General features: G+C 60.7%; 16 protein-coding genes. 3 read left to right on the plus strand and 13 right to left on the minus strand.

The annotated features are described in order from the left end of the window. Nucleotides 1-2: 2 nt before the first annotated feature. From BW979_RS04435 to BW979_RS04475, 9 genes are all read right to left on the minus strand, one after another. A complete protein-coding gene (locus tag BW979_RS04435) occupies nucleotides 3-812 on the minus strand; it encodes a MetQ/NlpA family ABC transporter substrate-binding protein (protein WP_047226827.1) in 810 nt (269 codons plus the stop codon). A gap of 146 nt (nucleotides 813-958) precedes the next feature. Beyond that, on the minus strand, nucleotides 959-2,317 hold the full coding sequence (locus BW979_RS04440; protein WP_076383270.1) for an LLM class flavin-dependent oxidoreductase: 1,359 nt from the start codon (nucleotides 2,315-2,317) through the stop codon (nucleotides 959-961). Next, nucleotides 2,317-3,510: an SfnB family sulfur acquisition oxidoreductase gene (locus BW979_RS04445; protein WP_076383271.1), complete on the minus strand. Its 1,194-nt coding sequence runs from the start codon at nucleotides 3,508-3,510 to the stop codon at nucleotides 2,317-2,319. Before BW979_RS04445 ends, BW979_RS04440 begins: the two co-directional genes overlap by 1 nt. 23 nt (nucleotides 3,511-3,533) lie before the next feature. Further along, nucleotides 3,534-4,775 (minus strand): SfnB family sulfur acquisition oxidoreductase, encoded by a 1,242-nt coding sequence (locus tag BW979_RS04450; RefSeq protein WP_047226830.1) that lies wholly within the window; start codon nucleotides 4,773-4,775, stop codon nucleotides 3,534-3,536. A 368-nt stretch (nucleotides 4,776-5,143) separates the two neighbouring features. Next, nucleotides 5,144-5,911 (minus strand): hypothetical protein, encoded by a 768-nt coding sequence (locus BW979_RS04455; RefSeq protein ID WP_076383272.1) that lies wholly within the window; start codon nucleotides 5,909-5,911, stop codon nucleotides 5,144-5,146. 467 nt (nucleotides 5,912-6,378) lie between these two features. Continuing rightward, nucleotides 6,379-7,140, minus strand: a complete 762-nt coding sequence (gene tcyN / locus BW979_RS04460; protein WP_076383273.1) for an L-cystine ABC transporter ATP-binding protein TcyN — start codon at nucleotides 7,138-7,140, stop codon at nucleotides 6,379-6,381. Between the two features lie 3 nt (nucleotides 7,141-7,143). Beyond that, the gene (tcyL, locus tag BW979_RS04465; protein WP_047226833.1) at nucleotides 7,144-7,809 is read right to left on the minus strand and encodes a cystine ABC transporter permease; all 666 of its coding nucleotides are present in this window, start codon (nucleotides 7,807-7,809) and stop codon (nucleotides 7,144-7,146) included. Next, on the minus strand, nucleotides 7,809-8,603 hold the full coding sequence (gene tcyJ / locus BW979_RS04470) for a cystine ABC transporter substrate-binding protein (RefSeq protein ID WP_047226834.1): 795 nt from the start codon (nucleotides 8,601-8,603) through the stop codon (nucleotides 7,809-7,811). The genes tcyL and tcyJ overlap by 1 nt, the downstream gene beginning before the upstream one ends. Nucleotides 8,604-8,905: 302 nt before the next feature. After that, nucleotides 8,906-9,904 carry a D-cysteine desulfhydrase gene (locus tag BW979_RS04475; RefSeq protein WP_076383274.1) on the minus strand — a complete coding sequence of 333 codons (999 nt, stop codon included), beginning with the start codon at nucleotides 9,902-9,904 and terminating at the stop codon, nucleotides 8,906-8,908. Between the two features lie 490 nt (nucleotides 9,905-10,394). On the opposite strand from BW979_RS04475, the gene betT reads away from it, so the two are divergent. Further along, entirely contained in the window at nucleotides 10,395-12,356 is a 1,962-nt protein-coding gene (betT, locus tag BW979_RS04480; RefSeq protein WP_171061300.1) for a choline transporter BetT, read from the plus strand. Nucleotides 12,357-12,368: 12 nt separating this feature from the next. On the opposite strand, the gene BW979_RS04485 is transcribed toward betT, so the two are convergent. Then, nucleotides 12,369-13,109, minus strand: coding sequence for an SDR family oxidoreductase (locus BW979_RS04485; protein WP_076383275.1), 741 nt, complete (start codon nucleotides 13,107-13,109; stop codon nucleotides 12,369-12,371). A gap of 272 nt (nucleotides 13,110-13,381) precedes the next feature. On the opposite strand from BW979_RS04485, the gene mgrA reads away from it, so the two are divergent. Beyond that, nucleotides 13,382-14,419: an L-glyceraldehyde 3-phosphate reductase gene (mgrA, locus tag BW979_RS04490; protein WP_047226838.1), complete on the plus strand. Its 1,038-nt coding sequence runs from the start codon at nucleotides 13,382-13,384 to the stop codon at nucleotides 14,417-14,419. Between the two features lie 108 nt (nucleotides 14,420-14,527). Here the strand turns inward: mgrA and gshA are convergent, their stop codons facing one another. The 3 genes from gshA to BW979_RS04505 form a co-directional block, all read right to left on the minus strand. Continuing rightward, nucleotides 14,528-16,111 carry a glutamate--cysteine ligase gene (gene gshA / locus BW979_RS04495; RefSeq protein ID WP_047226839.1) on the minus strand — a complete coding sequence of 528 codons (1,584 nt, stop codon included), beginning with the start codon at nucleotides 16,109-16,111 and terminating at the stop codon, nucleotides 14,528-14,530. Between the two features lie 272 nt (nucleotides 16,112-16,383). Then, entirely contained in the window at nucleotides 16,384-16,767 is a 384-nt protein-coding gene (locus BW979_RS04500; protein WP_047226840.1) for a PaaI family thioesterase, read from the minus strand. After that, complete coding sequence (locus BW979_RS04505; protein WP_076383276.1) at nucleotides 16,767-19,091, minus strand: Tex family protein; 2,325 nt, start codon at nucleotides 19,089-19,091, stop codon at nucleotides 16,767-16,769. Before BW979_RS04505 ends, BW979_RS04500 begins: the two co-directional genes overlap by 1 nt. Before the next feature lie 355 nt (nucleotides 19,092-19,446). On the opposite strand from BW979_RS04505, the gene ompR reads away from it, so the two are divergent. Continuing rightward, complete coding sequence (gene ompR / locus BW979_RS04510) at nucleotides 19,447-20,187, plus strand: osmolarity response regulator transcription factor OmpR (protein ID WP_025211284.1); 741 nt, start codon at nucleotides 19,447-19,449, stop codon at nucleotides 20,185-20,187. Nucleotides 20,188-20,287: the final 100 nt, after the last annotated feature.

The following is a 20,287-nucleotide window of genomic DNA, read 5'->3' on the forward strand; positions in this document are numbered from 1 at the left end:
GGTCAGCCTTCCCATCCGGCCTGGTAGAGCTTGCCATGGGCCTTGTCCAGGGCAGCGCGCACGACAGGTGAGTGCTGATAGATGTCGACGAATTTGATCAGCCTTGGGTCGGTTTTGCTCTTGGGTTGGATCACGAACTGGATGACGTACTCCTTGTGATCGAGGCCGTCGAACAGCAAGGCAGACGTGGCGTCGAAGGTCTTCGCCAAGCGGATGTAGGCGGGATAGCCCTGTACCAAGTCGGCGTCGTCATAGGCGCGCACCAGTTGCACGGCTTCGACTTGCAGGATTTTGATTTTTTTCGGGTTGGCGACGATATCGTCTTCGGTGGCCTTGTAACCCACTCCCGGCTTGAGGGTGATCAGCCCGGCTTTGGCCAGCAGTTGCAGGCCGCGACCGCTGTTGATCGGGTCGTTGGCAATGGCGACGCTCGCGCCTTCGGGCAGCTCGTCGAAGCTTTTGTATTTTTTCGAATAGAGCCCGACGTTGTTGATGATCCCCGGCGCAAAGGGCACCAGGTCGAACCCGGCGGCGGCCTTGGCATTTTCCAGGAACGGAATGTGCTGGAAGTAATTCACGTCGATATCACCGGAGGCCAGGCTGACGTTGGGCGCGATCCAGTCGCTGAACTCCACCAACTCGACCTTCAAGCCTTGCTTGCCGGCTTCTTCTACGGCGGCTTCCAGGGGAATGGCAAATGCGGCTGTGGTGCCGATCTTCAACGGTGCGTCGGCGGCAAACAGCGTCGAGCTGAACAGGCCGAGGGCCAGGGCCAGTGCTTTGACTGGCAGGGTCAGGAGTTGCTTGGTCATGTCGGATATTCCAGTCATTAATGGGCGGTGCATATTTTTTGTGGCGAACAGAGCTCTGTGGGAGCAAGGCTTGCCCGCGATGAAGTTGATGCGGTCGCTCAAAAACCGAGGTGTCTGCATCGCGAGCAAGCTTTGCTCCCACAAGGTCAGTGTCGGTAGGTCGAACCGGTGTGTCGTTCGGGCAAATGGGCCTCTGCGTGAAACAGCTTTTCGCGCAGGGTGCCGTTGTCGTATTCGGTCTTGTACGAACCGCGTCGCTGCAACTCGGGGATCACCAGGTCGATGAAGTCCACGTAGCTTTGCGGCGTGACGATGCGGGTCAGGTTGAAGCCGTCGAGGCCGGTTTCGGCGATCCACGCCTCCAGTTCATCGGCCACCTGTTCGGGCGAGCCGATCAGGGTGATGTAGCGACCGCCCAGGGCGTGTTGGTCCAGCAATTTGCGCCGGGTCCAGTCGTTGTTCTGCAGGATCTTGGTGGCAGACTGGATGGCGTTGCTCTTCACGTACTGGATCGGTTCGTCCAGTTCGTACGCGGAAAAATCGATTCCTGTCGAGGCGGAAAAATGCGCCACCCCGGCTTCGGCGCTGGCGTAGCTCAGGTACTCGGCATGCTTGGCCCAGGCGGCCGCTTCGGTCTCGCCGACGATCACGTTAAGGCCCATGAACACTTTGATGTCCCCGGGGTTTCGTCCGGCCCGGGCGGCGCTGGCGCGAACCTTGTCCACCTGGGCCTTGGTCGCGGGTTTGTTCTGGCCGCTGATGAACACGCACTCGGCATGCCGCCCGGCAAACAGCAGGCCGCGCTCGGAACTACCGGCCTGGAACAGCACCGGCGTGCGCTGGGGCGAGGGTTCGCAGAGGTGATAGCCCTCGACCTGGTAGAACTCGCCCTGGTGCCGAACCTTGTGCACTTTCTCCGGCCGGGCATAGATCCGCTGCTCGCGGTCGTTGAGCACCGCGTCGTTTTCCCAACTGCCTTCCCACAATTTGTAGAGCACTTGCAGGTATTCATCGGCCTGGTCGTAGCGGCGGTCATGCTCGACCTGCGCAGTAAGCCCCATGGCTTTGGCGGCGCTGTCCAGATAGCCGGTGACGATGTTCCAGCCGACCCGGCCGCGACTCAGATGGTCGAGGGTGCTCATGCGTCGGGCAAACAGGTAGGGTGGTTCGTAGGTCAGGTTGGCGGTGAGCCCGAAGCCGAGGTTTTTCGTCACGGCGGCCATCGCCGAGATCAGCAGCAACGGGTCGTTGACCGGCAGTTGGATCGACTCCTTGAGCGTGACGTCCACCGACTGTTGGTACACGTCGTAGACCCCGACGATGTCGGCGATGAACAGCCCGTCGAACAATCCACGCTCGAGCAACTGCGCCAGGGCGGTCCAGTATTCAATCGTGTTGTACTGGGTCGAGGTGTCCTGGGGATGAGCCCACAAACCATGGTTGATGTGCCCGATGCAGTTCATGTTGAACGCGTTGAGCAGGATCTTTTTCCTGTCGGCCGCCATCAGATAGTCCCCCGCAGCGGCGGTTTTTCATCGTTGAGGTAGAAGTTGCCCACCGCGTGGTATTTCCAGCGCACCGGGTCATGCAGGGTGTGCACCCGGGCGTTGCGCCAGTGGCGGTCGAGGCCATGTTCGGCCAGGGTCGCCTGGCTGCCGGCCAATTCGAACAGGGTGCTGCCGGCGGCCAGGGAAATCTCGGTGCTGATGGCGCGGGCTTCGGCTACGGCAATCGAGGCGGCGGCGACCGTGTCGGCCTGGGTGTCGGCCTGGGCCCGGTCGAGAAACTCACCGGCACGTTCCAGCAGGGCTTCGGCGGCGTGCAGGCGGATGCTCAGTTGGCCGAAACTCTTGAGGGTGTGCGGGTCTTCGGTGGCGACGTCGCTGGTGGCGTCGATCCAAGGCCGGGTTTTGCTGCGGACAAAATGCAGGGCGTCCTCATAGGCGGCGCGAGCGATGCCGGTGTCGATGGCGGCGTGAAGAATCTGCGCCAGTGGCCCCACCGGCGTCGGGCGTTCGAAGGCGCTATGGAAGGGCACGACGTCTTCGGCGGTGACATAAACGTCCTCGAACACCACCGATCCACTGCCGGTGGTGCGCTGGCCGAAACCGCTCCAGTCGTCGATCACCGTCAGGCCTCGGCTGTTGCGCGGGACGAATGCCAGTTGTTGCACGCCGTTTTCATCCACCACCGACGTGGGGATGCGCTGGGCGTAGATCGCCCCCGTGGCGTAGAACTTGCGACCGCTGATGCGGTAGCCCTCACCGTCGCGGCGCAGTTGCGTGATGCGGTCGTGGGCGGTCTTGGTGCCGAGCTCCGCCAATGCATTGCCAAAACGTTGGCCGGCCAGGACTTCGGCATACAGGCGTTGTTTTTGCGCTTGGCTGCCGTTTACCCGTAGCACTTCCAGGGCGTAGAAATGATTTTGCGGAATCTGCCCCAGCGAGCCGTCGGCCTGAGCAATCAGCGCGATGACTTTGGCCAGGGTGACGTTGGACACACCGGCGCCGCCATAGGCCTTGGGCACGCTGATGCCCCACAGGCCAGAGCGGGAGAAGGCCTCCAGTTCCGGGTACGGCAAGCGGCGCTCACGGTCGCGCAGGGCGCTGTCGCGCTTGAAGTCATCGGCCAGGTCGCTGGCCACGATCAGGGCTTGTTCATCGCTGGTGATCACCGCGACGTGTTGAGAAAACGTCATGTACTGCTCCAGAGGTCGGGTCGTCAGATCCAGGAATGCCGGGCCGGCAAGGTGCCGTTCAGGTGGTAGGCGCCTACCGCGTGATACTTCCAGCGCACCGGGTCGTGCAGGGTATGGACCCGTGCGTTGCGCCAGTGGCGGTCGAGATTGAATTCGGCGAGGGTGGCGCGGCTGCCGGCCAGTTCGAACAGTTTTTCGCTGGCTTGCAGGGCGATCTCGGTGGTGAGCACCTTGGCCTCGGCCACGGCAATCGAGGCGCGGGCAGCCGATTGCGCGGTGATGGGCGCGGCGCTGACCTGGTCCAGCACTTGTCCGGCCTTGCGCAACAACGCTTCGGCGGCGTGCAGTTCGATTTTCAGCTTGCCGATGTCGGCGATCACATAGAGGTCGTCACTGGCCCGGTCGACCTTGGCATCGATCCAGGGCCGGGCTCGTTCTCGGACGAAGGCGATGGCATCGTCGATGGCGCCACGGGCGATGCCCGCATCGATGGCGGCCTGGATCAGTTGGGAAATCGCGCCTTGCACGCTTGGCGTTTCGTTGATGCGCCAGTTCTCCAGCACCAAGTCGGCATCCACTCGCACATTGTTCAGCAACACGGTGCCGCTGGCCGTGGTGCGCTGGCCGAACCCTGACCAGTCGTCGACGATCCGCAGGCCCGGGGTGCCGCGCCGCACGAACGCCAGCACCTGCCGACCCTCGTCATTCAGCGCCTTGACCGCGACCCAGTGGGCAAACAGCGCGCCGGTGGAATAGAACTTCTGACCATTGATGACAAACCCGTCACCGTCAGCGGTGATCCGGGCCTTGAGTTCAAGGGTATTGCGAGTGCCACGTTCCGGCCCTGCGTTGCCGATGCGCCAGCCTTCGAGCACGCTCTGCAGCAGGATTTTTTTCTGCCGTTCGGTGCCGGTGCCGAGAATCAGTTGGAGTACGCCGAATTGGTTTTGCGGGATCTGCCCGAGGGCCGGGTCAGCGGCGGAAATGATCGCGAACACCTCGGCCAGGGTGACGAAAGAAACCTGCGGGCCGCCGTATGCCCGGGGAATGGCGATGCTGCCCAGTCCGCTACGGGTGAATTGCTCGATTTCTGCCCAGGGTAGCTTGCGTTGCTGGTCACGACGCGCGGCCTGCTGACGGGCGACCTGCGCCAGTTCATGGGCGGCTTTGATGGCCTCGGCATCGTTGCGCAACACCTGTGCGGGCAACAGCTGCGGTGCGATGTCCAGATCGCTCTGGATCTTTGCTTGCGCCAAATCCGACATTACAGCCACTCCGTGGCTGCAGGCAGTGCCCTGGCATACTGCGCTGGGGTGATTGTGTTCCGTTCCATACCCACCTCACATCTCAAGAAACGCCGCGATGAATGCGGCGAGCGAAAATCAAGAATGTCCGGTGGTCCGGTTTATATACCCTAAACGTGTGTAATTTATTTTTGAACTAACTTTTAGGAATAACAATAGAGGGCTTTGTGCCGAGCGATGTTGTGGCGAGGGGATTTATCCCCGTTGGGCTGCGCAGCAGCCCCAAAGCAGTCAACACAGCAACCTGCTGCACCGCGATTGCATAGTGGGGGCTGCTTCGCAGCCCAGCGGAGATAAATCCCCTCGCCACAACAGCTTGCTCAGAGTATTCATGTTCGGCGGCGCGTTTCGGCGGCCATGAGCGCCTCTTTCGGAGAAGTGCTCAGGTAGGGATTGGCGCAACCGATCTTTAACGTTCGTGGCGGCGCCCACTGGGAGTTGTTGCCCACGCGGTCGAGGATGCAGTAGGTCACTTCCAGGCGCAGGTCTTCCCCCGCCTCCAGAATGATCTGCGGCGGTACCCAGATGTTGATCGGCTGCCCAACCTCGCAGGGCTTGATGCGGGGCAGGTCCATGCGCACGTCGCCCCAGCGCAAGGTAATCGCATCGTCAGCAGCCATGTTCAGATAGGGCTCTATGGTCAGTGGTACACCGCGTTTGACCTGACTCGGGTTCACGCCGTTGCGGCGAATCGCATCAGGAATCCGCACTGGCGCCAGGCCCTGGTTTTCATCACCGCTCAGGGCCGACGGTTGGCCACCGGGACAGTCCAGCTTGACCTGCACCCGTTGCGTTGCTGACAGCGCCGGGCCGCGCCCTACTTGCATCACGCGGTAATGGATGCGCGAGGTCCCGTTTACAACGAAGCTCTCGGGTACTCGCAACGTAACGCTAGTTTGCACGTCGGCCTGGGACAACAGGCGGGAGCCGACGTAGCAGTTGTCCCAGAACAGCTCGATCAGATCGCCCGCGTCCATGCCGGGGTAAGGGGCAATTGCCACTTGCAGGTGCGCAGCGCTGGTGATGTTGATGCGGGTACGCAGAGCGTTGACCAGGGTAGGCGCAGCCAGTTCAGGAATATTCGACGTACATGTCATGGTGTTCTCCTTGATGCTTTAAAACGAAGTCCGTTTCGGGAAGATCAAAAGCGCTTAATCATCGCGATATATTTTTATTGCGCAGCATGGACCCTGTCTGCGGTTCATCGCGCAGAACTAAAATAGTTCGCATCGCCTGTGGGTCACTAGATAAGGGTTCAGCAGTTTCAGTGTCAATAGCGGAACTTGCTTAATAATTAATTGTATAAGGCTTCAGAAATGTCCTACGCATCGAAGTTAAGAATACGTTGCGTTGTGCGCCATTTTCCTCGGGTTCATTGGTTTGGAAGGGAGGTGCGGCAGGAAGTCGGATAAATAGCGTAGCCCAAAGAGAAGTGTTGCCGGAGATATGTATATACCGCACGTCAACGGGGTGGCTGTGTTAAGTCAACTGGAAGTTTCAGTTTGTTACGCTGGGCTGTTAGTTGTTCCACTTCCATCCTTGGAAGTGGGACAATATCAATAACTTACTGGTCGCCGTGTCCGGCCGAGAGGAACTTGCTGAGGAACTGTCGAGTGCGTTCCTCCCGGGGGGCTGCAAACAAGGCCTTGGCTTCGCCTTGCTCGACGATCACACCTTTGTCGAAAAACACCACGCGGTTCGCTACGTCCCGGGCGAAGCCCATTTCGTGAGTCACAATGACCATGGTGCGCTTTTCTTCGGCCAGGCCACGAATCGTCGCCAGCACCTCGCCCACCAGCTCCGGGTCCAGGGCCGAGGTTGGTTCGTCGAACAGAATCACCTCGGGCTCCATCGCCAGCGCCCTGGCAATCGCCACGCGCTGTTGCTGGCCACCGGAAAGACGCCGCGGGTAGGCGTCCTCCTTGCCCGCCAGCCCGACCTTGGCCAGCAGTTTACGGCCTAAAACCTCAGCGTCGGCACGGGGGATCTTCTTCACCACCAGTGGGCCTTCGATGACGTTCTCCAGCGCGGTGCGATGGGGGAACAGATTGAAGTTCTGGAACACAAAACCCACTTGCTGGCGCAAACGACGTACCAGGTTCTGTTGCTGGTTCAGCGGGCGACTGCCATCGATTTCGATGTCGCCGACCTTGATCCGGCCACTGCTGGGTTCTTCGAGGAAGTTCAGGCAGCGCAGGAAGGTGGTCTTGCCCGAACCGCTGGGGCCGATGATCGCCACCACTTCGCCTTCTTCGATCTTCAGGTCGATGCCATTGAGCACCACTTGACCCTTGAACTGCTTTGTCAGTTTTTCCACGACAATCATGGGTCAGGACTCCTGGTCATGCCGATTGACCCGGGCTTCCAGGACGTTCTGCAGGTGCGCCAGCACGCTGGCCAGAATCCAGTAGATCAGCGCGGCGGCAAGGTACATGGTGAAGATTTCGAAAGTGCGGGCAGTGATCAACTGCGCCTGACGGAACAGCTCCGGCACCTGGATGGTCGCCGCCAGTGCGGTGTCCTTGACCAGGGAAATGAAGCTATTGCCCAGAGGAGGCAAGGCCGTTCGCGCCGCTTGCGGCAGGATGGCCCGGCGCAGGGTCTGGGCGCGGGTCATGCCGATACTGGCCGCGGCTTCCCACTGGCCGCGCTCGATGGAGCTGATGGCGGCCCGCAGGATTTCACACGCATAGGCCGCCATGTTCAGCGAGAAGCCGATCAGCGCCGCCGGCAATGGATCCAGCTCGATGCCCAGTTGGGGCAGCCCGTAATAGATCACGAACAACTGCACCAGCAGCGGCGTGCCGCGAAAAAACGATACGTAGATGCGGGCGATCCAGCTCACCAGTTTGAAGCGCGACAGGCGCATCAATGCCAGGCCGAAGCCCAGCAGCAAGCCGAAGAACATGCCGCCCAAACTGAGGATGACCGTGTAATACGCGCCCTTGAGCAAAAAGGGCGCGGAGTCCAGCGCGAGTTGAAAAGCCTCTTCCATTATTGGGTGACGTCAGCGTTGAAGTACTTCTGCGAAATTTTCGCCAGGGTGCCGTCGGCCCGCAGTTTGTCGATGGCCTTGTTGATTGCGTCCAGCAGCTCAGGCTCGCCTTTGCGCAGGGCGATACCGGCTTCCTGGCGGGAGAACGGCTCGCCGGCTACAGCGGTGTCCTTGGCCTTGGCGGTCAGCTCCAGAGCAGCCAGCCGGTCTACCAGAATGGCGTCGATGCGGCCTACACGCAGGTCCTGGTATTTGGTTGGGTCATCGTCGTAGGTGCGGATAATAGCCTTTGGCTGGTTTTCCTTGAGCCATTGCTCATAGTTGGTGCCCAAGCCAACGCCGACTTTCTTGCCGGCCAGGTCATCGGCGGTCTTGATGGCGTCTTTGTTCTTGGTCAGAACCAGCGCCTGGATGCCGGAAACAGTGTAGGGCTGGGAGAAGTCATACTTCTTCTTGCGCTCCTCGGAGATGGTGACCTGGTTGATCACCGCGTCCAGGCGCTTGGATTCCAGCGCTGCGAGAATGCCGTCCCATTTGGTCGGTTGCAGTTTGACCTTCACGCCCAGCTCCTTGGCCAGGGCTTCGGAAAACTCCACTTCGAAACCGGCCAGCTTGCCGTCGGCGTCCACGAAACTGAACGGTGGGTAAGTGCCTTCCAGGCCGACGTTGATCACGCCCGCGTCCTTGATCTTTTGCAGCTGCTCACCGGCAACGGCCTGGCCCAGCAGGCCGGCGCTCAATGCCAGGCCCAGCGAACCCACCAACAGGTTGCGACGTAATGCGGAAAAATTCATGACAAGCCCCTGTGTTTTCTTATGAAGAGGTTATTTTGGCTGAGATAAGGCGTAGCCGCGATCCGAAAAGATTGCCACATCCTGCCTTAAAGCAGCCTGGGCGTCTCGCGGCAAATGCGCCTGTGGCGAGACTATAGGGTGGTGTTTATAGATTGGAAAATAATATTAAATCATTCAAATATTCGAGTATGGAATGAAAAAAGTCCCCTGTGAGAGCGAGCCTGCTCGCGATAACCAGTCAATGTTGTTTTGGCTGACACGGCGCTATCGCGAGCAGGCTCGCTCCCACATTGAGAACTTCACTACGCCTGGAACGCCGCGTTATACGCAAACAACGCCGGTGCGCCGCCGGTATGCAGGAAGATGATCGGGCCCTCGTCGAAGCGGTCGCGACCCACCCCATCGAGCAGGCCGGCCATCGCCTTGCCGGTGTAGACCGGGTCCAGCAACAGGCCCTCCAGGCCAGCCAGCAATTTGACTGCCGCCAGCGTACCGGCATTGGGTTCGCCGTAGCGGGGGGCGAAGTATTCATCCCACAGGTTCACCTTGAAGGCCTCTGGAAGCGATACATCGAGCAACTGGGCGGTGCGTTCGGCCAAGCCCTGGACCTTGGGGCGCTGGTCTTCTTCGCTGCGAGACACCGTTATGCCAATCACGGGAAGTTGCCCCAGCGTTTCACTGAGCGCCAGCGTCAGGCCGCTGTGCGTCCCGGCGCTGCCCGAAGCCAGCACCACGGCAGCGAAATTCAGGCCGGTGTCCTTGATTTGCTCGGCCAGCTCAAGCCCGGCGCGTACATACCCCAGCGCACCCAGAGCGTTTGAACCGCCAATCGGTACCAGATAGGGCTTCTTCCCATTGCTGCGCAGGCGTGCGGCGAGGGCTTGCAACTGCTCGTCGGCGTTATCCAGGTTTTCTACCAATTCGACCTTGGCGTCGAACAGCTCCAGCAGCAGCCGGTTGCCGTTGCTCAGGTAGTTGCTGTCTTCGGTGCCTATGGGATTTTCCAACAGGGCCACACAGCCCAGGCCCAGCTTTGCCGCCAGCGCGGCGGTCTGGCGCACATGATTGGACTGGATCGCCCCGGCGGTGATGAGGGTGTCGGCACCTTGAGCCAGGGCGTCGGCGGCCAGGTATTCGAGCTTGCGCAGCTTGTTGCCGCCCAGCGCTAGAGGCGTCAGGTCATCGCGCTTGATATAGATATCGCGACCGAGCCAGGAGGAAAGACGGTCGAGTTTTTCCAGGGGAGTTGGATGACCGAGCAGGTCGAGACGGTTAAAGCGCGCCAGCTGTTGTTTGATCATGGGGTCGTACTGGTTGCAGGAAATCCATGGACTATAGGCACGCCGATATTGATGGGCAACCGCCAATCCTTTGCCGGGGCGTAAATGGGGACGCATGAGAGGTGAGCAGCGAAAACCTGTGGCAGCGAGCTTGCTCGCGATGGCGGTGGTTCAGTGGGTACATCCATTCGCTGACACACCGCGATCGCGAGCAGGCTCGCTCCCACAGGGGCTGTGTTATGTCTGTTGAACACTGAACGAATGCTCTCCAGGCAACGTCATACCCTCCCGTAGGCTAGCGTAGGAAACATGCCATCCAGCCGTGCGATTAGTCCTTAGCTACCTATTCATGTTTAACTTGAACGTTCATTCAAGTTAAACCGTCGGTTTGCTGCCCGCTCACAACAGGAGGCTTGCCTTTGCCGAGTCCGTTTTCGATTTTCACGATTCCGCTTTCCGGGGTACATCGCTCATGAGTGCCTCGTCCCTTCCACCCAGCGGCCTGGTCCGCATGAATCCGCCGGTTTTTTACTTTGCCGCGACCTTCATTCTGCTGTTCGGCCTGGTGGTCATCGCCGTGCCGGAGCAGGCGGGTGCCTGGCTGCTGGCGGCGCAGAACTGGGCGGCCAATACGGTCGGCTGGTATTACATGTTGGCGATGACCCTGTATCTGGTCTTCGTGGTGGTCACCGCCTTGTCCGGCTACGGCAAGATCAAGCTCGGTGCCGACCACGACGAGCCCGAATTCAGTTACCTGTCCTGGGCTGGCATGCTGTTCGCTGCCGGTATCAGCATCACGCTGTTTTTTTTCTGTGTCTCCGAACCGCTGACCCATCTGGTTCAGCCACCGCAAGGCGAGGCCGGTACCGCAGATGCCGCGCGCCAGGCCATGCAGATCCTGTTTCTGCACTGGGGCCTGCACGGCTGGGGCGTGTTTGCTTTCGTCGGCATGGCCCTGGCGTACTTTGCCTACCGGCACAATTTGCCGCTGGCCCTGCGTTCAGCGCTGTACCCGCTGATCGGTAAACGTATTAACGGTCCCATCGGCTACGCGGTGGACGGCTTCGGCATCATCGCGACCGTGTTCGGCCTCGGCGCGGACATGGGGTTTGGGGTGCTGCATCTCAATTCCGGGCTCGATTACCTGTTCGGCATCGCCCATACCCAGTGGATTCAGGTCGGCCTGATCGTGCTGATGATGGGCGCGGCAATCATTGTGGCGGTGGCCGGTGTCGATAAAGGCGTGCGGGTCATGTCCGACATCAACATGCTGCTGGCCTGCGCATTGCTGCTGTTCGTGCTGTTTGCCGGACCTACCCAACATTTGCTCAACACGTTGATCCAGAACATCGGCGATTATCTCGGCGCCCTGCCGATGAAGAGTTTTGACGTGTATGCCTACGACGAGCCCAGCGACTGGCTGGGCGGCTGGACGGTGTTCTACTGGGCCTGGTGGATTGCGTGGTCGCCGTTCGTGGGGTTGTTCATTGCGCGCATTTCCCGTGGGCGCACTATCCGTGAGTTCGTGTTTGGCGTGCTGCTGATTCCCCTTGGCTTCACCCTGGCGTGGATGTCGATCTTCGGTAACAGCGCCATTGACCAAGTGCTGAACCACGGCATGAGTGCCCTGGGTATGTCGGCCCTGGAAAACCCGTCGATGAGCCTTTATTTGCTGCTGGAAACCTATCCATGGAGCAAGACCGTCATCGCGGTCACCGTGTTTATCAGTTTTGTGTTCTTCGTCACGTCAGCCGACTCCGGCACCGTGGTGCTTTCCACGTTGTCGGCCAAGGGCGGCAACCCCGATGAAGACGGGCCCAAATGGCTGCGGGTGTTCTGGGGGGCGATGACTGCCCTGGTGACCAGCGCATTGCTGTTCTCCGGCAGCATCGATGCCTTGAAGTCGGCAGTGGTGCTGACGTCCTTGCCGTTCTCGCTGATTCTGCTGCTGATGATGTGGGGCCTGCACAAGGCGTTTTACCTCGAGTCCCAGAAGCAGATTGCGCAGTTGCATTCGCTGGCGCCGGTGTCGGCTTCTCGACGGGGTACGGGCGGCTGGCGACAGCGCTTGAGTCAGGCGGTGCATTTCCCGTCCCGCGATGAGGTGTACCGTTTTCTCGACACCACGGTGCGCCCGGCCATCGAAGAGGTGAAGGCGGTGTTCGCCGAGAAAGGTCTGACAGTGGTGACCCAGCCAGACCCGGCCAACGACAGCGTCAGCCTGGAAATCGGCCACGGCGAGCAGCATCCGTTCATCTACCAGGTGCAGATGCGCGGCTACTTCACGCCGTCCTTCGCCCGCGGCGGCATGGGCTCCAAGGAACTCAACAACCGCCGTTACTACCGCGCCGAAGTGCACCTGAGCGAAGGCAGCCAGGACTACGATCTGGTGGGTTATACCAAGGAGCAGGTCATCAACGACATCCTCGACCAATACGAGCGGCACATGCAGTTCCTGCACCTGGTGCGCTGATCAGGCGAAACCTCAGACCAGGCCGCCGTTGGCTCGCAGGATTTGCCCGTTCACCCAGCCGGCGGCCGGGCTGACCAGGAAGGATATGATGCTGGCGATGTCCTCCGGCTGGCCGAGGCGTTCCAGGGGCGGCATTTTGGCGAAGTTCTGGATCTGTTCTTCGCTCTTGCCATGCAGGAACAGTTCGGTAGCAACCGGGCCGGGCGCCACGGCGTTGACCGTGATCTGGCGGTCGCGCAGTTCCTTGGCAAACACCTGTGTCAGTGACTCGACGGCGGCCTTGCTGGCGATGTACACCGAATAACCGGGCAGGTTCAGGCCAACGGTGCTGCTGGAAAAATTCACGATCCGGCCACCGTCGTTCAAACGGGTTGCGGCTTCGCGCAGGGTGTTGAAGGTGCCGCGGGTGTTGATGGCGAACGTCTGGTCGAACAACTCGTCACTGTGCTGGGCCAAGGGCATCACTTGCAGGGTACCCGCGTTATTGATCAGCACATCCACCTTGCCCAGTTGCGCTTCGGTTTCATCGAACATCCGCCGGACGTCGACGGCAGAGGACACATCTGCCTTGATCGCTATGGCTTGGTGACCGGCCTGGCGCAATTGCACCACCAGCTTCGACGCTTCGGCGGCGCTGTTGGCGTAGTTAATGGCGACGGCAAAGCCATCGAGGGCCAATTGCTTGGCGATTTCGGCACCGATGCCGCGGGAAGCGCCGGTTACGATGGCAACTTTGGCGGTTGGAGAGGGCATAGGAGGGCTCCTTTTGAAGTGGATGACGCCAGATTCACATGTTTACCCTCAGCGATAAATGCCCGACGGCTGCCTTGACTGTTCAGTAATTACAAACAATACCCGCGCTGCATGACGCCTCGTTGATTGGCCGATGCGTGGCCAATCTGCGGCAGATCACCTGCGCCGGCAGCCAGCCCCCACACCTGATATGCGAACTTTCGGCCTGACGAATGCGTCTGTGAGGTGTTAGCTTGCCCCTTGTACCAGCCACCCGAACAGAGAGCCTTTCGATGACCTACACCGCTGCCGAAAACCGCTACGAGTCCATTCCTTACCGCCGTGTCGGTCGCAGCGGGCTGGTGCTGCCGGCGCTGTCGTTGGGGTTGTGGCACAACTTCGGCGACAGCACGCCGATCGACACGCAGCGTTCGCTGCTGCGTACGGCGTTTGATCTGGGTATCAATCACTTCGACCTGGCCAACAACTACGGCCCGCCCTACGGCAGCGCCGAGATCAATTTTGGTCGGTTGCTGCGCGAAGACTTCAAGCAGTATCGCGATGAGTTGATCATCTCCAGCAAGGCCGGTTGGGACATGTGGCCGGGTCCTTACGGCCAGGGTGGTGGTTCGCGCAAGTACGTGTTGGCCAGTCTGGACCAGAGCCTGCAACGCCTGGGCCTGGACTATGTGGATATCTTCTATTCCCACCGCTTCGACCCCGACACCCCGCTGGAAGAAACCGCTAGCGCGCTGGCCACGGCTGTGCAGCAGGGCAAGGCGTTGTACATTGGCATCTCTTCGTATTCCGGGGTGAAGACTCGGGAAATGGCTGCGCTACTCAAAGAGTGGAAGGTCCCACTGCTGATCCATCAACCGGCCTACAACCTGCTTAATCGCTGGGTGGAAAAGGACCTGCTGGACGCCACCGATGAACTGGGCACGGGTGTGATTGCCTTTACGCCGTTGGCCCAGGGCCTGCTGACCGACAAGTACCTCAAAGGCATTCCGGCCGATGCGCGGGTCAATCGCCCGGGTGGTGGTTCGTTGCAGGCTTCGCACCTGTCGCAGGAGAACATCGCCCATGTACGCGCCCTCAATGAAATTGCCCAGCGTCGCGGGCAAAGCCTGGCGCAAATGGCCCTGGCCTGGACCCTGCGCGACGCACGGGTAACCTCTGCGCTGATCGGCGCCAGTCGGCCGGAGCAGATTATCGAGAACGTCGGGGCGTTGAAGAACCTGAGTTTTAGCGCTGAAGAACTGGCGCAGATCGACCGGTTTGCCCAGGAGGGCGGGATCAATCTGTGGGAGAAGCCTTCGTCGGCGGAGTAGTGACTTGAGCCAATCAGCCGATCCGCCAGAAATGGCCGGCTGTACACAAAACCCTGTGGGAGGGAGCTTGCTCCCTCCCACAGGTGTTCGCTCGTCGGCGAGGTGTGCCTAGTTACTGATCGCCAGGATGCTCGCCTGGTACGCCCCTACAAACACATCGAAATCCCCCACTTCGTTCTGCTCAAGCTCGGCTTGCTGAGCCAGGGATTGACGAGCGTTTTCTTCGAATGCGCTCTGTTCCTGGGCAGGCAACGGCTCGGCGCGGAAGAATTCGGCGTGGGCCTTGCTCTGGCGCAGGGAGAACTGGGCGAAACTTTCCTGGTGTTCTGCCATGGCCGCCAGCACTTGGGCGGAGGGGGTCAGTGACGGGTCCCGCACCTTCGCCAATTGCGCGTCCAGTGCCTGGCGGTGGGCGTCGCCCCCCTGGCTCTCGTCGAGCAGCGAGGCCAATGGCGCGATCTTCTCCAGAAGCTCGATAGCCCAGGCTTGCATGTCCACCGATTGCCCTTGGCGTTGCAATTGCAAACCTGGCCGACGGCCTTCCTTGACCACGGTCAGGAAGTTGTTCGTCGCATTGCTGCATTCGTTGTTTTCCAGGAGCGGACTGTCGTTCAGACCGCAATACAGCAGGAACGCATCGAGGAAGCGCGATTCGGTGAGGTCGATGCCCATCGGCAGGAAGGGGTTGATGTCCAGGCAACGGACTTCGACGTACTGGATGCCTCGAGCCATCAACGCCTGGATCGGGCGCTCGCCGGTATAGGTCACGCGTTTTGGGCGGATGTTGGAGTAGTACTCGTTTTCGATCTGCAAAATATTGGTGTTGAGCTGCACCCACTCACCATTCTTATGCGTGCCGACTTCGACGTAGGGCGCGTACGGTGTCGCCACCGCCTTGCGCAGGCTGTCGGTATAGCTTGCCAGGTCGTTGTAGCAGGGGGTCAGGCCGGCCTGGGCGTTGCTTTGGTAACCCAGGTCGCTCATGCGCAGGCTGGTGGCGTACGGCAGGTACAAGGTGTCCGGATCCAATTGTTCCAACTGGTGCGGACGGCCGCGCAGAAAGCCGGCATCCAGAGCCGGCGAGGCACCGAACAGGTACATCAGCAACCAGCTGTAGCGACGGAAATTACGGATCAGCGCGATGTAGGCCGATGACTGGAAATCACGATCGCTCGCTTCAACGGCTTCGGCCTGACGCAGCAGCGGCCAGAGTTTTTCCGGCAGGGAAAAGTTGTAGTGGATCCCGGCGATGCATTGCATGGTCTTGCCATAGCGCAGGGCCAGACCCTGGCGGTAGACATACTTGAGCCGACCGATGTTCGAGGTGCCGTAATACGCGATCGGGATGTCCTCCTCCGCTGGCAGCGGGCACGGCATCGAAGGGCTCCACAGGTACTCGTTGCCGAGTTTGCTGTAGGCAAACCGGTGGATCTTGTCGAGGCTGCGCAAGGTATCGGCCACGTCAGCCTGGGCCGGGGTGATGAACTCCAGCAGCGACTCGGAATAGTCGGTGGTGATCTGCTCGTTGGTCAGCGCCGAGCCCAGGGCCTCGGGGTGCGGGGTCTGCGCCAGATGCCCTGTGTCCGTGACGCGCAGGCATTCACGTTCGATGCCGTGCAGGCACTGCTCGAGCAGGGAGAGGTTGGCGCGCTCGCCGAGCAGAGCCAGGCGGCGGTTTAAAAGGTCGCTCAAGTTGAATTCCTTCACGCGTCAGTCGCCCCAATATGGGGGTGGTCACGACGGTCTACAAGGGTGAAGTTAAAACTGGCGTTTTCGCCTGGTTTTTGTGTGGCCAAAGACAATTCGTCGCGGCCCCTCTGTGGGAGCGAGCCTGCTCGCGATAGCGGTATGTCGGTCAACTTTACATTGACTGCTCCACCGCTATCGCGAGCAGGCTCGCTCCCACAGGGGATATCGATGCCGCATTCGCAGCGCCGAAATTAACCCAAATCGATGACAGGGAGCTATAGGACTGCGAACGTGCCTTGTGCTTTTGCGACCAGTTTGTCGCCTTGCATCACCTCGGCCTCAACCACCAGCGTGCGCCGACCCGGGTGGATGACCCGGGCCGTGCAGAGCACCTCACCGTCGGAGACGGCGCGGATGTAGTTGATCTTGCATTCGATGGTCGCACTCTGCTGGTCAAAACCGTGGACACTGGAACAAGCCAGGCCCATGGCGATGTCCACCAGGCTGAACAGCGCGCCGCCGTGCAGCTTGCCGCCACGGTTGCGTAGCGGTGGCTCAAGGCTCAGGGCGACTTGCGCCACCCCGTCCCCCAGGCTGTGCAGACGGCAGCCGAGCAGCTTGAAAAACGCGCTTTCCACCAACCCGGCTGGCGCGTCCATCAGCGTTTCTTCAACTGCTTGGCGTTGGCGAACAGCGAGGCCATGGCGTTGTTCGCCGGGGCCGCAGTGGCGGTTTCCTTGCGCGGCTCGGTGTTCTGCGACTGGCGCGGTGTCGAGCCCGGACGAGCGCCGCGGGCACCGTCGACTTTCTCGCCCGGTGTGTCACTCATGCGCATCGACAGACCGACGCGTTTGCGCGGGATGTCGACTTCCATGACTTTCACTTTCACCACATCACCGGCCTTCACCGCTTCGCGCGGATCTTTGATGAATTTCTCCGACAGCGCGGAGATGTGCACCAGACCATCCTGATGCACGCCGATGTCGACGAAGGCACCGAAATTGGTGACATTGGTCACCACGCCTTCGAGGATCATGCCCGGCTGCAGGTCCTTGAGGTCTTCGACGCCGTCCTGGAACTCGGCGGTCTTGAACTCGGGGCGTGGGTCGCGGCCGGGTTTCTCCAGTTCCTGAAGAATGTCGGTCACGGTGGGCAGGCCGAAGGTTTCGTCGGTGAATTTTTTCGGGTCCAGGCGCTTGAGAAACGCGGCGTCACCGATCAGCGAACGGATGTCGCGGTCGGTCTGGGCGGCGATGCGTTGCACCAGCGGATAGGCCTCAGGGTGGACAGCCGACGAATCCAGCGGGTTGTCGCCGTTCATGACCCGCAGGAAGCCGGCGGCCTGTTCGAAGGTTTTTTCACCCAGGCGCGGGACTTTCTTCAATGCGGCGCGGGTCTTGAACGCACCGTGTTCGTCGCGGTGGGTGACGATGTTCTGCGCCAGCGTGGCGTTGAGGCCCGAGATGCGCGCCAGCAGCGCTACCGAAGCGGTGTTCACATCCACGCCCACGGCGTTCACGCAATCCTCCACGACGGCGTCCAGGCCCCGGGCCAGTTTCAACTGGGAAACGTCGTGCTGGTACTGGCCGACACCGATGGATTTCGGATCGATCTTCACCAGTTCCGCCAGCGGGTCCTGCAGGCGACGGGCGATGGACACCGCCCCGCGAATCGACACGTCCAGGTCCGGGAACTCCTTGGAGGCCAGTTCCGACGCCGAATAAACCGAAGCGCCGGCCTCGGAAACCATGACCTTGGTCATCTTCATGGTCGGGTATTTCTTGATCAGTTCGGCGGCCAGTTTGTCGGTCTCCCGGCTGGCGGTGCCGTTGCCGATGGCGATCAGGTCCACCGAATGCTTGGCGCATAGCGCGGCGAGCACGGCGAGGGTCTGGTCCCACTTGTTATGCGGCACATGGGGGTAGACCGTGGCATGGTCCAGCAGCTTGCCGGTGGAGTCCACCACGGCCACTTTGCAACCGGTACGCAGGCCCGGGTCCAGGCCCAGGGTGGCGCGCGGCCCGGCCGGTGCGGCCAGCAGCAGGTCGTGCAGGTTGTGAGCGAAGACGTTGATCGCTTCTGTCTCAGCGTTGTCGCGCAGCTCGCCCAGCAGATCGGTTTCCAGGTGGGTGTAGAGCTTGACCTTCCAGGTCCAGCGCACCACTTCGGCCAGCCATTTGTCGGCGGCGCGGTTCTGGTTCTGGATGCCGAACTGCTGGCCGATCATGCCTTCGCACGGGTGCATGGTGCCGGGCAACTCATCGCCCACCTTCAGCGCGGAGCTGAGAATGCCTTCGTTGCGGCCGCGGAAAATTGCCAGGGCGCGGTGGGACGGCATGCTCTTGAGCGGTTCGTCGTGCTCGAAGTAGTCGCGGAACTTGGCGCCTTCCTCTTCCTTGCCGGCGATCACGCGGGCGCTGAGGGTAGCCTCCTGCTTGAGGTAATTGCGCAGTTTTTCCAGCAGGTTGGCGTCTTCGGCGAAGCGTTCCATAAGGATGTACTTGGCACCTTCCAGCGCGGCTTTCACGTCCGCCACACCTTTTTCGGCATCGACGAAACGCGCGGCTTCGGTTTCCGGGGACAGGGTCGGGTCGTTGAACAGGCCGTCGGCCAGCTCGCCGAGGCCGGCCTCCAGGGCGATCTGGCCCTTGGTGCGGCGTTTTTGCTTGTAGGGCAGGTACAGGTCTTCGAGACGGGTCTTGGTGTCGGCCAGCTTGATGTCACGCTCAAGTTGCGGGGTCAGCTTGCCCTGTTCCTGAATGCTGGCCAGGATGCTGACGCGCCGCTCGTCGAGTTCTCGCAAGTAGCGCAGGCGCTCTTCCAGATGACGCAATTGAGTGTCATCGAGGCTGCCGGTCACTTCTTTGCGGTAACGGGCGATAAAGGGCACCGTGGAGCCCTCATCCAGTAGCGCGACGGCCGCTTCGACCTGTTGTGGGCGTACGCCGAGTTCCTCGGCGATGCGGCTGTTGATGCTGTCCATAAAACCACCTGAAAAATTGTGAAATCAGACTCGTCACCGCAGAAACCGGGCTCGGCGAGACTGGTTGAGCGGCCTGGCGTGCGCCGCTGCCTGGGTCAAAAGGCTGCCTGTTGACCCGCGAAATTCAGAAAGTGCTGCCTGGCAAGGGAAAAAACGATGGGTCGGGATCACGATCCGACATTCCCTGGCACAAAAGGCCGCGCATTATAACCAGCGTTGCGTTCTTAGGGGGCGTCGTGGTCTGTAGGCTCGATACCCGGATGACTGGAGATAGAGGAAAAATCTGCTAACAATGCACACGGTGCGTATAACGGCAGCTAGGCCATAATGCGCGCCGAGATCAAAGGAGCTTCCTATGAGCAGCACTGCACAAACTGCTGAAGGCGAAAAAATTCTTATTGTTGACGACGATCCGGGGCTGAGCAGCCTGCTGGAGCGCTTTTTCGTCAGCAAGGGCTACCGTGCCCGCACCGTACCGAACACCGAGCAAATGGATCGGCTGCTGGCCCGTGAGGTCTTCAACCTGGTGGTCCTCGACCTGATGCTGCCAGGTGAAGACGGTTTGACAGCCTGCCGTCGCCTGCGTGGCGCGAACAACCAGATCCCGATCATCATGCTCACGGCCAAGGGCGATGAGCTGAGCCGTATCAAGGGTCTGGAACTGGGCGCTGACGATTACCTGGCCAAGCCGTTCAACCCGGACGAGCTGATGGCCCGGGTCAAGGCGGTGTTGCGTCGTCAGTCGGCCCCGGTGCCTGGCGCCCCGGGCAGCGAAGATGAAAGCGTGACCTTCGGCGACTATGAACTGTCCCTGGCCACTCGCGAGCTCAAGCGCGGCGATGAAATACACATGCTCACCACCGGTGAGTTCGCCGTGCTCAAGGCCCTGGTGATGAACGCCCGTCAGCCGCTGACCCGCGACAAGCTGATGAACCTGGCCCGTGGCCGTGAATGGGATGCGCTGGAGCGATCCATCGACGTGCAGATTTCCCGTCTGCGCCGGATGATCGAGCCTGATCCTTCCAAGCCGCGATATATCCAGACTGTCTGGGGCGTGGGTTATGTATTCGTGCCGGATGGCGCCGCCAGCAAGTGATCGGTGATTTGTAGGAGCGGGTGGCCTGGCGGGTTGAATTTCTTCCTGCAGGCGACTCGCGGTCCGTTATTGTGCGAGCATCGCTCGCTCCTGCAAGTGT

It is taken from the genome of Pseudomonas sp. A214, from assembly GCF_900156295.1.
Taxonomy (GTDB): Bacteria; Pseudomonadota; Gammaproteobacteria; order Pseudomonadales; family Pseudomonadaceae; genus Aquipseudomonas; species Aquipseudomonas rhizophila.

Coding starts and splice junctions, on each gene's coding strand:
- BW979_RS04455 (WP_076383272.1), bottom strand. CDS start 5,911: ATGACATGTACGTCGAATATTCCTGAACTGGCTGCGCCTACCCTGGTC.
- BW979_RS04450 (WP_047226830.1), bottom strand. CDS start 4,775: ATGTCGGATTTGGCGCAAGCAAAGATCCAGAGCGATCTGGACATCGCA.
- BW979_RS04445 (WP_076383271.1), bottom strand. CDS start 3,510: ATGACGTTTTCTCAACACGTCGCGGTGATCACCAGCGATGAACAAGCC.
- betT (WP_171061300.1), top strand. CDS start 10,395: ATGAATCCGCCGGTTTTTTACTTTGCCGCGACCTTCATTCTGCTGTTC.
- tcyN (WP_076383273.1), bottom strand. CDS start 7,140: ATGATTGTCGTGGAAAAACTGACAAAGCAGTTCAAGGGTCAAGTGGTG.
- tcyJ (WP_047226834.1), bottom strand. CDS start 8,603: ATGAATTTTTCCGCATTACGTCGCAACCTGTTGGTGGGTTCGCTGGGC.
- BW979_RS04505 (WP_076383276.1), bottom strand. CDS start 19,091: ATGGACAGCATCAACAGCCGCATCGCCGAGGAACTCGGCGTACGCCCA.
- BW979_RS04485 (WP_076383275.1), bottom strand. CDS start 13,109: ATGCCCTCTCCAACCGCCAAAGTTGCCATCGTAACCGGCGCTTCCCGC.
- BW979_RS04435 (WP_047226827.1), bottom strand. CDS start 812: ATGACCAAGCAACTCCTGACCCTGCCAGTCAAAGCACTGGCCCTGGCC.
- BW979_RS04475 (WP_076383274.1), bottom strand. CDS start 9,904: ATGATCAAACAACAGCTGGCGCGCTTTAACCGTCTCGACCTGCTCGGT.
- BW979_RS04500 (WP_047226840.1), bottom strand. CDS start 16,767: ATGGACGCGCCAGCCGGGTTGGTGGAAAGCGCGTTTTTCAAGCTGCTC.
- mgrA (WP_047226838.1), top strand. CDS start 13,382: ATGACCTACACCGCTGCCGAAAACCGCTACGAGTCCATTCCTTACCGC.
- ompR (WP_025211284.1), top strand. CDS start 19,447: ATGAGCAGCACTGCACAAACTGCTGAAGGCGAAAAAATTCTTATTGTT.
- tcyL (WP_047226833.1), bottom strand. CDS start 7,809: ATGGAAGAGGCTTTTCAACTCGCGCTGGACTCCGCGCCCTTTTTGCTC.
- BW979_RS04440 (WP_076383270.1), bottom strand. CDS start 2,317: ATGGCGGCCGACAGGAAAAAGATCCTGCTCAACGCGTTCAACATGAAC.